This is a genomic window from Protofrankia sp. CiP1_Cm_nod1, assembly GCF_920888515.1.
GTDB lineage: Bacteria > Actinomycetota > Actinomycetes > Frankiales > Frankiaceae > Protofrankia.
The window spans coordinates 1-11,695 of sequence record NZ_CAKKTM010000405.1 but is presented as its reverse complement, the minus strand read 5'-3'; the positions used below and the strand labels follow the sequence as shown (position 1 = coordinate 11,695).

Sequence of the window (11,695 nt, the reverse complement as noted above, 5' to 3'; positions counted from 1 at the left end):
CCGGCTGCCGGAGGTCGCCCGTCACCTCGAGGAACTGATCATCACTGCCCGGAAGCGGGACGCGAGCCTTGCCGGCGTGCGGGATGGCGCCCGACCGGCCGGTGAGGCCGACCCTTACCGTAAGCCTCGTGAGGATGACGAGCCCGCTGGGGGCATGATGTCTGACGAGGGCCTGATGGGGACATGATGGGGGTCGAGCTGCGATGACCGACGTGACGAGCCTCGCGGACCTGTCCCTGCTACCGGTGCCCGAGGCCGGGGACGCAACGGCTCGGGCGCAGGCGGAGTCCGAGGACGTGGCCGGTGAGCAACGGGGCCGCGCGGTGGAGGCGATCCTGTCCGCCGTCCAGGGCGGCGAGAGTATCCTGCTGGTGGCGCACGTCGACCCGGACGGGGACAGCCTCGGGTCGGCGATCGCGCTCGGGCTGGCCCTGCGCACGCTCGGCAGCCGGGCGTCGGTGTCGTTCGACAGCGACCCGTTCGTGGTACCACGTTCCCTGGCCTTCCTGCCCGGCCAGGACCTCCTCGTCCCGCCGTCGCTGGTCCCGGCGACCCCGGACCTGGTGGTGACGCTGGACGCCGGCAGCCTCGGCCGGCTCGGGGCGCTGGGCCGGGTCGCCACCCGGGCCCGCCGGATGGTCGTGATCGACCATCACGCCTCGAACACCCGGTTCGGGGACATCAACGTCATCGACGCCGCCGCAGCGTCCACCAGCGTGATGATCACTGATGTCATCGACGCGCTCGGCGTGGAGCTCGACCACGACCTGGCCGTGGCGATCTACACCGGTCTGGTGACCGACACCGGCTCGTTCCGCTACGCCGCGACGACCCCGGCCGTCCACCAGCTGGCCGCGCGGCTGCTGGCCACCGGCATCCGCCACGACCTGATCACCCGTACGGTGTGGGACACCCACCGCTTCGGCTACCTGCGGCTGCTCGGCGAGCTGCTCGGCCGGGCCCGCCTGGAGCCCGAGTACGACCTGGTCTGGACGTGGTGCGCGTTCCCGGACCTCACCCGCGCCGGGCTCACCCTGGACGAGATCGAAGGGGTGATCGATATCGTGCGGACCACCGCCGAGGCCGAGGTGGCGGTCGTCTGCAAGCAGGGCGCCGACGAGGTCTGGCGGGTGTCGGTGCGTTCCAAGGGCGCCATCGACGTCGGCGCGGTGTGCACTGAGCTCGGTGGCGGCGGCCACCGCTTCGCCGCCGGGCTGACCTCGTCGAACCCCCTTGAGCAGACCCTGGACACCCTGCGCGGCGCGCTGGTGCGAGCACCCCGGCTGCCTGTCTGATGGCTGCCGCCACCGCCCCGGGCGGGGCGGAAAGCCCGGCTGTGGAAAGCCCGGCTGTGGAAAGCCCGGCTGTGGAAAGCCCGGCTGTGGAAAGCCCGGCTGTGGAAGGCCCGGCTGTGGAAGGCCTGGTCGTGGTCGACAAGCCGGCGGGCTGGACCTCGCACGACGTGGTCGCCCGCTCCCGCCGGATACTGCGCACCCGCCGGATCGGCCACGCGGGCACGCTCGACCCGATGGCCACCGGCGTGCTGGTGCTCGGGGTCGGCCGGGGCACCCGGCTGCTCGGTCATCTCGCCCTGACGGGCAAGGTCTACGAGGCGACGGTGCGGCTCGGCGTGTCGACCACCACCGACGACGCCGAGGGGGAGGCGCTCGCCGTCGCGGACGACGCCGTCGCCCAGGCGGCGGCCGCCGACCAGCCGCGCCTGGCCGCCGCCATGGCGGCGCTCACCGGTGAGATCGACCAGGTCCCGTCCGCGGTCAGCGCGGTGAAGGTCGACGGGGTGCGGGCCTACGCCCGGGTGCGCGCCGGGCAGGACGTCGTCCTGGCGGCGCGCCGGGTGACGGTGAGCCGCTTCGACCTGCTCGCCCGCCGCGGGACGGATCTCGACGTGGCCGTGGCCTGCTCCAGCGGCACCTACGTGCGGGCGCTGGCCCGCGACCTGGGCGCGGCGCTGGGCTGCGGCGCCCACCTCACCGCCCTGCGGCGGACGTCGGTGGGCTCGTTCGGCCTTGCCGGGGCGGTCACGCTCGACACCCTCGCCGAGCGGGGGGCGGCCGCGCTGCGTCCGCTGGCCGGCGCGGTCGGCGCGCTGTTCCCCCGCCGCCAGGTCGACGCCGACGAGGCAGGTGCGATATCTCATGGCCGCCGGCTGCCGCCGTTCGGCGTGCCCGGCCTCTATGGTGTCTTCGGCCCTGCTGGTGAGCTGCTCGCCCTGGCCCAGGACACCGCGGGGGCCGGCCGGCCGTTGGTGGTTTTCACGCCGCCTTCCACCCCTGGGCCCGCGGAGATCCCGATAGGCTTCTGAACGTGCAGTGGTGGCGTGAGGTGCGCAATACGCCGGACGACTGGCCCGGCGGTGTCGTGACGATCGGTTTTTTCGACGGCGTCCACCGCGGCCACCAGCAGATCATCACCCGTGCGGTCGAGCGGGGGCGTCAGGCCGGCGAGCCGGTCCTGGTGCTGACCTTCGACCCGCATCCGGCGGAGGTCATCAGTCCAGGCAGTCACCCACCGTTGTTGACCACTCCTGATTTCAAGATCGAACTGCTGGGCCGCCTGGGTGCCGACGCCGTGTGCGTACAGTCGTTCACGCCCGAGTTCAGCCTGATGCCGGCGGCGGACTTCGTCCACGGCATGCTGCGGCCCCGGCTGCGGCCGAGTGTGGTGGTGGTCGGCGATAACTTCACCTACGGCCACCGGGCGGAGGGGAACCTGGAGAGCCTGCGCCGCGCCGGCGAGGCGGCGGGCTTCGCGGTGGAGGGCGTCCGGCTCGTGCGCGAGGACGACCATGTGCTCTCCTCCACCCACATTCGGGCTCGTATCGCCGAGGGTGACGTGGCGACGGCGGCGCGTGCGCTCGGCCGTGACCATCGGGTCGAGGGGACCGTGGTGCACGGGGACGCGCGCGGGCGGACCATCGGATATCCGACAGCGAACCTGCGCACCACCCGGTACGCGGCGGTGCCGGCGGACGGCGTCTACGCCGGGTACGTGCTGCGGGCCACCGAGCGTCATCCGGCGCGTCACCCGGCGGCGATCTCGATCGGGACGAACCCCACGTTCGATGGCGCCGACCGCCGGGTCGAGGCGTACCTGCTCGACTTCGACGGCGATCTCTACGGCGCCCAGCTGGCGTTCGAGTTCACCGAACGGCTGCGCCCGACCCTGCGTTTCGACTCCGTGGGCGACCTCGTCACCCAGATGGCCGCCGACGTGACCGCCACCCGCAAGATCATCGCGGTAGCGGGCCCGGGGCACCGGTAGCCGTGGGACGCCGGCGGACGCAGGTCGGGCAGTACCCGCTGGGTTGGTAAGCTTCGACACCAGACGAGCGTGGTGTGTCCGTCAGCCCGGGTGGGGAAGACCCCGGGCGCGCATCCCGCCCGGTGACGAAAGAGGTTTCGCATGCCGCTCGCGAGCGACGTCAAGCAGCAGATCCTGTCCGAGTACGCCACGGTCGAGCGGGACACCGGCTCCCCCGAGGTGCAGGTGGCGATGCTCACCCGGCGGATCAGTGACCTGACCGAGCACCTGAAGATGCACAAGCACGACCATCACAGCCGGCGGGGCCTGCTGCTGCTGGTCGGGCGCCGGCGGCGGCTGTTGAACTACCTCGCCAACACCGACATCAGCCGGTACCGGTCGCTGATCGAGCGGCTCGGGCTGCGGCGGTAGCGGCGGAGGCGGGGATAGCGATGGGGAAGCGATGTCGTATGTGAGGCGATGTCGCTTCCATTGATCTGACCGGGTCCGTGACGGTGCGAGCTGTCGGTCCTCGGTGGTGGTGCCCGGGTGCTGGGCCGTACGAGGCGGTCGTACGGTGGACCCGGGGGCTTCGACTGAGCGCCGGCCTCCTCGGCGAGACGGACCCGGCCGATGTGGAGGAGGAATGGTGCCAGTAGAAGACCAGACGATCTCGGCCGAGGCAGTCATCGACAACGGTGCCGCCGGCCAGCGGACCGTCCGTTTCGAGACGGGCCGGCTGGCCCGCCAGGCGGCCGGCTCGGCCGTCGCCTACCTGGGCGACACGATGGTGCTGTCCGCGACGACGGTCAGCAAGCAGCCCAAGGAGCAGCTCGACTTCTTCCCGCTGACGGTGGACGTCGAGGAGCGGATGTACGCCGCCGGGCGTATCCCCGGCTCGTTCTTCCGGCGGGAGGGGCGTCCCAGCGAGGACGCGATCCTGACCTGCCGCCTGATCGACCGCCCGTTGCGGCCGTCGTTCGTCAAGGGCCTGCGCAACGAGATCCAGATCGTGGCGACAGTGCTCGCCCTCGACCCGGACACGCTCTACGACGTGGTCGCGATCAACGCCGCCAGCGCGTCCACGACACTGGCCGGGCTGCCGTTCTCAGGCCCGGTCGGGGCCACCCGGGTCGGCTATGTGGACGGGACCTGGATCGCCTTCCCGACCCACGCGGAGCTGGAGCGGGCCACCTTCGACATGGTTGTGGCCGGCCGCGTCCTCGACGACGGCTCCGACGTCGCGATCATGATGGTCGAGGCGGAGGCCACCGTGCAGACGATCCCGCTGCTCGCCGCGGGATCGTCCGCCCCGACCGAGGACGTCGTGGCCGCGGGCCTGGAGGCGGCCAAGCCCGCCATCCGGGAGCTGTGCCGGGCCCAGCGCGAACTGGCCGAGCGGGCAGCCAAGCCCACCCGTGACTTCCCGCTGTTCATCGACTACCACGACGACGTGCTGGAAGCGCTCACGATAGCGGTCGGTGACGAGCTGGCCGCGGCGCTGCGCATCGCGGGCAAGCAGGAGCGGGAGACCGAGCTCGACCGGGTCCGCCTGCTGGCCGCGGAGAAGGTCGTGGGCCAGTTCGAGGGCCGGGAGAAGGAGATCGGCGCGGCCTACCGCGCCCTGACCAAGAAGCTGGTGCGCCAGCGCATCGTCGCCGACGGCGTCCGCATCGACGGGCGTGGGGTCACCGAGATCCGCGAGCTGGCGGCGGAGGTCGACTTCATCCCCCGGGTGCACGGCTCGGCGCTGTTCGAGCGGGGCGAGACCCAGATCCTCGGCGTGACCACCCTGGCCATGCTGCGGATGGAGCAGACGGTCGACACGCTCAACCCCGACCGCACCAAGCGCTACATGCACAACTACAACTTCCCGCCGTACTCCACCGGGGAGACCGGCCGGGTGGGCTCGCCGAAGCGGCGCGAGATCGGCCATGGCGCGCTGGCCGAGCGGGCGCTGCTGCCCGTGCTGCCCAGCCGGGAGGAGTTCCCGTACGCGATCCGGCAGGTCTCCGAGGCGCTGGGCTCCAACGGGTCGACCAGTATGGGGTCGGTCTGCGCGAGCACGTTGTCGTTACTGAACGCCGGTGTCCCGCTCAAGGCCGCCGTCGCCGGGATCGCGATGGGGCTCATCCGCGAGGGTGACCAGTTCGTCACGCTCACCGACATCCTCGGTGCCGAGGACGCCTACGGCGACATGGACTTCAAGGTCGCCGGGACGCGGGAGTTCGTCACGGCCCTCCAGCTCGACACGAAGCTGGACGGCATTCCCGCCACCGTCCTCGCCGGCGCGCTCCAGCAGGCCAGGGCCGCGCGGCTGGCGATCCTCGACGTCATGGCCGAGGCCATCGACGGGCCGGACGAGATGTCCGCCCACGCGCCACGGGTCATCTCCGTCAAGATCCCGGTAGACAAGATCGGTGAGGTCATCGGCCCGAAGGGCAAGATGATCAATCAGATCCAGGCGGACAGCGGGGCCGAGATCACCGTCGAGGACGACGGCACCATCTACATCGGCGCGCAGGACGGCGTCTCCGCCGAGAGCGCTCGTTCGGCGATCAACGCGATCGCCAACCCGCAGCTCCCCGAGGTCGGGGAACGCTACCTGGGCACGATCGTCAAGATCACGACCTTCGGCGCGTTCGTCTCGCTGACCCCGGGCAAGGACGGGCTCCTCCACGTCAGCAAGCTCAAGCAGCTCTCCGGAGGGAAGCGGGTGGAGAAGGTGGAAGAGGTGGTCCAGGTCGGCCAGAAGCTCCAGGTCGAGATCACCGACATCGACAGCCGCGGGAAGATCAGCCTGAGCCCCGTGGTCGAGGACGCCGACGGCGTCCCGGTCGGGGCCTGACCGCCGCCGGTGACCGACACGGCTGTCATCAGGGCGGGCGAGGAGCTGCTGTCCGGCGGGGTCCGGCGGGTGATGCTGCCCGGTGGGCTGCGGGTGCTCACCGAGCAGGTCCCCGGGGTCCGCTCGGTCGCGATCGGGATCTGGGTCGGGGTGGGCTCCCGCGACGAGAGCCCACTGACGGCGGGCTGCTCCCACTACCTCGAGCACCTGCTGTTCAAGGGCACTCCCTCCCGGGACGCGCTCACGATCAGCGCGGCGATCGAGGCGGTCGGCGGTGAGCTCAACGCCTTCACGACCAAGGAGTACACCTGCTACTACGTGCGGGTGCTCGACAGCGACCTCGCCGACGCGGTCGAGGTGCTCAGCGACATGATCTCCCATTCGCTGATCACCGCCGACGACGTCGAGGCCGAGCGCGGCGTGATCCTCGAGGAGATCGCCATGCACGACGACGACCCGAGCGACGTCGTGCACGACGTGTTCTCCGCGGCCCTGCTCGGCGACACCGAGCTGGGCCGCCCGGTGCTGGGCACGACCGAGTCCATCGAGAACCTCGAGCGCGACACCATCGCCGAGTACTACCGCTCCCGGTACACCCTGTCGGACATGGTGGTCGCGGTCGCCGGCAACATCGACCATGAGCGGACGCTCGCGCTCGTCACCTCGGCCTTCGCCGACCGGCTGGGCGGGCTGGGCGCCCCGGCGGCGGCGCGCGGCGGTTCCTACACCTACCCCGACGCCGCGGGCGTGGTGGTCCACCGGCGTCCCACCGAGCAGGCGCACGTCGTGCTCGGCACCGTCGGGATGTCCCGCCAGGACGACCGCCGGTTCGCCCTGGGAATCATGTCCTCGGCCCTCGGCGGGGGGATGAGCTCCCGGCTGTTCCAGGAGGTCCGGGAGAAGCGCGGGCTGGCCTACTCCGTCTACTCGTTCGCCTCCCACTTCGCCGACGCCGGGCTGTTCGGCGTGTACGCGGGATGCGCGCCGCGGCGCGCCGACGACGTGCTCGCCCTCTGCCGCGAGCAGCTCGAGCTGATGGCGACGGCGGGCGTCACCGACGAGGAGCTGGCCCGGGCCAAGGGCCAGAGCCGGGGCTCCCTGGTGCTGGGCCTGGAGGACACCGGTTCGCGGATGAGCCGGATCGGCAAGAGCGAGCTCGTCCACGGCGAGCTGCTCTCCGTCGACGAGATACTCGCCCGGGTGGACGCGGTCACCCGCGACGACGTCCGGGCCGTCGCCGCCGAGCTGCTCACCCGTCCGCTCGCCCTGGGCGTGATCGGCCCGTTCGACGGCCACGACTTCGCGCGGGTGGTCGCGGCATGAGCTCCGCTCCTGCCGCCCCCGAGCGCCTGCGGGTCGGTGTGCTCGGCGCCCGCGGCCGGATGGGCTCGACGGTCCGCGCCGCCGTCGAAGCCGCTGACGATCTCTCCCTGGTCGCCGCGGCCGACGCCGGGGACGACCGCGACGCCCTGCGCGCCGCCCAGATCGTCGTCGACTTCACCCGCCCCGACGCCGTCATGGACAACCTGCGCTGGTGCGTCGACGCCGGCCTGCACGTCGTCGTGGGCACCTCCGGCTTTGACGCGCAGCGGCTGGCCACCGTGCGCGGCTGGCTCGCCGACGCCCCCGGGGTCGGGGTGCTGGTGGCCCCGAACTTCGGGGTCGCGGCGGTGCTCATGATCCATTTTGCCGCCCAGGCAGCCCGCTTCTTCGAGTCCGTGGAGATCGTCGAGCTGCACCATCCGGGCAAGCTCGACGCCCCCAGCGGGACGGCCGCCCACACCGCGGAGGCGGTCGCGCGGGCCCGGGCCAAGGCCGGGCTGGACCCGGCCGGCCCGGACGCCACCTCGTCCGCGCTGCCCGGGGCGCGCGGCGCGCGGGTCGGCGGGGTGCCCGTCCACAGCATCCGGCTGTCCGGGCTCGTCGCGCACCAGGAGGTGCTCTTCGGCGGCGCCGGCGAGACGCTGACCCTGCGTCACGACTCGTTGGACCGGACCTCCTTCATGCCGGGGGTGCTGCTCGGCGTGCGGCGCACGCCCGACCGGCCCGGCCTGACCGTGGGCCTCGAGGCCCTGCTCGAGCTGTGAGGCCCGGACCGTTGGGGCCGCGGCGGTGAAGGCCCGTCACGTGGTGGTCGTGCTGGTCGTCGCGGCGGTGTTCTACCTCGCCCTGATCGGCTGGCGGGGCGTCCAGCTGCTCACCGAGGACAGCTGGGCCGCGCGCGGGATGGGCGTGGGCGTCCTGCTGCTGCCCGTGGTGGGCGTGGCTGTCGTCGTCCGGGAGCTGCAGTTCGGCCGGGCGGCCGAACGGCTGGGCCGCCAGTTGTCAGCGGAATCCGCCGACGTCGCGACGCAGCTGCCGCGACGCCCCTCCGGCCGGATCGACCGCGCCGCCGCCGACGCGCTCTTCGAGACCCGGCGGGCCGAGACCGAGGCGGCCCCCCGGGACTGGCGGGCCTGGTACCGGCTCGCGGCGGCTTACGGTGACGCTGGGGACACCCGTCGGGGACGGCGTGCGATGCGCTACGCAATAGCTCTCGAACGCGCCGATTCCGCCGCGTGATCTCGATACGTTTCGGACATGAGCGCGGGCGTCGTCTACGGAATCGATCTCGGAACCACGTACAGCTGTGTTGCCCGGGTGAACCGGTCGGGGGAGCCGGAGGTGGTCCCGCTCTCCGACGGCGCCGCCACGCTGCCGAGCGTCGTGCTGTTCGTCGGGCCGGACGACTACGTCACCGGTGAGCCCGCCCGCCGTCTCGCCCGCGCCCGTGCCGACGACGTGTGCGCGCTGGTCAAACGCCGGATGGGCGACGGTGACTGGCGTTTCGTCAGCTCCGGGCGGGCCTGGTCGGCACCGGCGGTCAGCAGCCTGATCCTGCGGGCGCTGGTCGGCGACGTGGCCTTCGCCGCCGGCGAGTCGGTCCGCGACGTCGTCATCACCGTCCCGGCCTACTTCGGTGACGAGGAGCGCCGCGCGACGGTGCTCGCCGGGCAGTACGCCGGCCTCACGGTCGTGGACGTCATCAACGAGCCGACCGCCGCCGCGCTGTCCTATGGTTTCGCCCGGTTCAACGCCGACGCCTCCGGCGCCTCCGACGCGGGCCGGAGCGGGCGGGAGGGGCACGAGGAGGCCGCGCTCGTCTACGACCTCGGCGGCGGCACCTTCGACGTGACCGTCGTCGAGCTCGCCGACCGCCGGGTCTCGGTGGTCGCGGTCGACGGCGACCACCAGCTCGGCGGGGCCGACTGGGACGAGAAGATCGTGCTGTACCTGTCCCGGCAGTTCCTCGACGCCCATCCCGGCGCCGAGGACCCCCTCGACGACTCCGAGGCCGCCCAGGCGCTGCTGCTGGCGGCCGAACAGGCTAAGCGCGAGCTCAGCGACCGGACGCGGACAACGGTCCGGGTGGAGCACGACGGGCACGCGCTGACGGTGCCGTTCTCCCGGGACGACCTGGAGCGGCTGACCGCCGGCCTGCTGGAGCGGACCGTGACACTGGCCCGCTCCGTCCTGGCCGCGGCCCGGGCCCGCGGGGTCGCCCGGCTGGACCGGGTGCTGCTCGTCGGCGGCTCGTCCCGGATGCCGGCGGTGGCCCGCCGGCTGGCCGCCGAGCTCGGCGTGCCGGTGGAGCTGCGCGACCCCGACCTCGCGGTTGCCAAGGGCGCGGCCCTCTACGGGGAGAAGAAGGCCATCGAGCGGCTGGTGCTGGCCGACCTGGTGTCCCGGGGGCAGATCCTCGACGGCGCCCAGCCCGACACCGCCGCGCCCGAGGATCTCGCCGCCGCCTGCCGGCGCCTGGCGGACGCCTTCGGGCTGACCGCCGAGCGGGTCCGCCGCACCGTCGAGGTGCAGGTGGTCAACGTGGTCTCCCGCGGGTTCGGCGTGCTCGCGCTCGACCGTTTCGGCGAACGCTCCGCGGTGTTCCTCGTCCACCGCAACGACCGGCTGCCGATAGCGGTCAGGCGCAGCTTCGGCACCGTCCGCGACGATCAGGATGTTGTCACGGTTCATGTGGTGGAACAGGGCGGCGGTGCCGAGTCGACCCGGGTCGACGACGTTAAGATCATCGCACAGGCGGACATCACCGGGATCCCCCCGGGCTTCCCGGCCGGGACGCCCATCGAGATCACCTTCCGGATGGGCTTCGACGGCATCCTGGAGGTGACCGCGCTGCACGAGGGGCTGGCCGACCGTCCCCTGACCGTGCGGGTGGAGACCAGCGCGGCACTCAGCCAGGCCGACGTCGCCCGGGAACGGGACGCGGTGGCCCGGCTGCGCCGTCGGGAGGGCTGAAGGAGCGGGCGTGGAGGATTTCCAGCCTAACGACTACCGCAAGCGGGTCCTTGCCGTCGTCCAGGCCCGCGGTGGGGCCGGGCAGTCCGACCCCTTCGAGCTGTACGACATCCCGCTGGCGGAGGCCGACCGGCTCACCGACGCCGACGTCGCCGCCCGCGTCGAGGCGGTGTGGGCCTTCTGGCAGAAGTCCCGGGACCATCCCAAGTACCGAGGCCTGGTGCTCGCCCTGCTGGCCGCGCACGACCAGGCCGGCCCGGAGCTGCTCGACGCGCGCCGCCGCGGCCTGCTCGCCGAGCGGGTCCGCCGCGAGCGCGACGACCGGGACGGGCAGCGCTTCGCCGACCTCGACGCCGCCGTGGCCCGGCTGGTGCAGCGCTTCGGCGGCCTGCCCGAGGACAAGCTCCCCGGCCTGCGGCAGCTCGCCGCCGAGCGTGGCATCGACGCCGACGCCTTCGCCCTGCGGGTGCGCCGGTACAAGGTGCTGCCCGCCGGGACGCCGGCGCGTCCCGACCGTCCCGCCGTCGACCCCGACCTGCTCCGGCAGGTACGCGCCGACCTCGACGAGCTCGGCCGGCTGTCCGGGGAGACCCCGCCGACGAGCCTGCTCACCCTGCTCGGCCTGCCTCCCGAGGCCGACCGGGACGAGATCCGCCAGGCCCGGGACGAGTTCGCCGCCCGCAACCGCGAACGCCGCCCGGACCGCCGCCGCGCACTCGTGGACGACCTGCTGGCCGCGGTCACCGCCCTGCTCGTCGACGCCGACCCGGCGCTGTACCTGGACGCCCTGGCGGCCGACGTGACCGCCCGGCTGCGCCCGGCGGTGGCCGCGGCGGTGCTGGTCGAGGACGCCCTCACCCCACGGCACTACACGGGCTTCCTCACCGAGGCCGAGGAGCACGGCCTCGACCGGGGCCGGGCCGAGGCCGTGCTCGCCGAACTCGCCCGCGAGCACGGCGTCGACGTGCCGGACGCCCCCGTCCGGGCTCAGCCGGCCCGGCTGCCCCGGCCGGCCCAGCCGGCCCGACCGGCCCCGCCAGCTCAGCCGTCCCGGGCCACACAGTGGCTGGAACCGCTGGCCAGGGCCCGGGCCGCGCTACGGGCGGGCCGCCCGGTCGAGGCCCACGAGCAGGTCGCCGAGGCCCGGGAGCGGGCCGGGGAGCTGCTGCCCGCGATCCGGGCCGTCGCCGACGAGGTCGAGCAGGCCATCCGCGAGGCCGGGTCGCGGTGGCGGCAGGTCGAGGCGGCGCTGGCCGGCCGCAACCTGCGGACCGCCGCCCGGCTGCTCGA

Annotated in this window: 9 protein-coding genes and 2 pseudogenes; all 11 read left to right on the top strand. The window is 73.1% G+C overall.

Translation table 11 applies throughout. The features are described 5' to 3' along the window. A pseudogene (locus NBX02_RS18380) lies at positions 1–187 on the top strand (30S ribosome-binding factor RbfA); the annotation flags it as partial. 16 nt (positions 188–203) lie between these two features. Continuing rightward, on the top strand, positions 204–1,295 hold the full coding sequence (locus tag NBX02_RS18375) for a DHH family phosphoesterase (RefSeq protein ID WP_250282243.1): 1,092 nt from the start codon (positions 204–206) through the stop codon (positions 1,293–1,295). 116 nt (positions 1,296–1,411) lie between these two features. Then, complete coding sequence (truB, locus tag NBX02_RS18370) at positions 1,412–2,323, top strand: tRNA pseudouridine(55) synthase TruB (RefSeq protein ID WP_445548519.1); 912 nt, start codon at positions 1,412–1,414, stop codon at positions 2,321–2,323. A gap of 2 nt (positions 2,324–2,325) precedes the next feature. Further along, positions 2,326–3,282: a bifunctional riboflavin kinase/FAD synthetase gene (locus tag NBX02_RS18365; protein ID WP_250292386.1), complete on the top strand. Its 957-nt coding sequence runs from the start codon at positions 2,326–2,328 to the stop codon at positions 3,280–3,282. A gap of 141 nt (positions 3,283–3,423) precedes the next feature. After that, positions 3,424–3,693 (top strand): 30S ribosomal protein S15, encoded by a 270-nt coding sequence (gene rpsO / locus NBX02_RS18360; protein ID WP_250282247.1) that lies wholly within the window; start codon positions 3,424–3,426, stop codon positions 3,691–3,693. A gap of 214 nt (positions 3,694–3,907) precedes the next feature. Further along, positions 3,908–6,109, top strand: coding sequence for a polyribonucleotide nucleotidyltransferase (locus tag NBX02_RS18355; protein ID WP_250282249.1), 2,202 nt, complete (start codon positions 3,908–3,910; stop codon positions 6,107–6,109). A 9-nt stretch (positions 6,110–6,118) separates the two neighbouring features. Continuing rightward, positions 6,119–7,432, top strand: a complete 1,314-nt coding sequence (locus NBX02_RS18350; protein WP_250282251.1) for a M16 family metallopeptidase — start codon at positions 6,119–6,121, stop codon at positions 7,430–7,432. Beyond that, on the top strand, positions 7,429–8,196 hold the full coding sequence (gene dapB, locus NBX02_RS18345; RefSeq protein ID WP_250282253.1) for a 4-hydroxy-tetrahydrodipicolinate reductase: 768 nt from the start codon (positions 7,429–7,431) through the stop codon (positions 8,194–8,196). The genes NBX02_RS18350 and dapB overlap by 4 nt, the downstream gene beginning before the upstream one ends. Positions 8,197–8,221: 25 nt before the next feature. Next, the gene (locus tag NBX02_RS18340; RefSeq protein ID WP_250282255.1) at positions 8,222–8,671 is read left to right on the top strand and encodes a hypothetical protein; all 450 of its coding nucleotides are present in this window, start codon (positions 8,222–8,224) and stop codon (positions 8,669–8,671) included. An 18-nt stretch (positions 8,672–8,689) separates the two neighbouring features. Then, on the top strand, positions 8,690–10,405 hold the full coding sequence (locus NBX02_RS18335; protein ID WP_250292384.1) for an Hsp70 family protein: 1,716 nt from the start codon (positions 8,690–8,692) through the stop codon (positions 10,403–10,405). 10 nt (positions 10,406–10,415) lie between these two features. Further along, positions 10,416–11,695, top strand: a pseudogene (locus NBX02_RS18330) (hypothetical protein); the annotation flags it as partial.

Bases quoted from the DNA above. Each gene is read 5' to 3' on its own strand.
- NBX02_RS18375 (WP_250282243.1), top strand. From the start codon at position 204: ATGACCGACGTGACGAGCCTCGCGGACCTGTCCCTGCTACCGGTGCCC.
- rpsO (WP_250282247.1), top strand. From the start codon at position 3,424: ATGCCGCTCGCGAGCGACGTCAAGCAGCAGATCCTGTCCGAGTACGCC.
- NBX02_RS18355 (WP_250282249.1), top strand. From the start codon at position 3,908: ATGGTGCCAGTAGAAGACCAGACGATCTCGGCCGAGGCAGTCATCGAC.
- dapB (WP_250282253.1), top strand. From the start codon at position 7,429: ATGAGCTCCGCTCCTGCCGCCCCCGAGCGCCTGCGGGTCGGTGTGCTC.
- NBX02_RS18335 (WP_250292384.1), top strand. From the start codon at position 8,690: ATGAGCGCGGGCGTCGTCTACGGAATCGATCTCGGAACCACGTACAGC.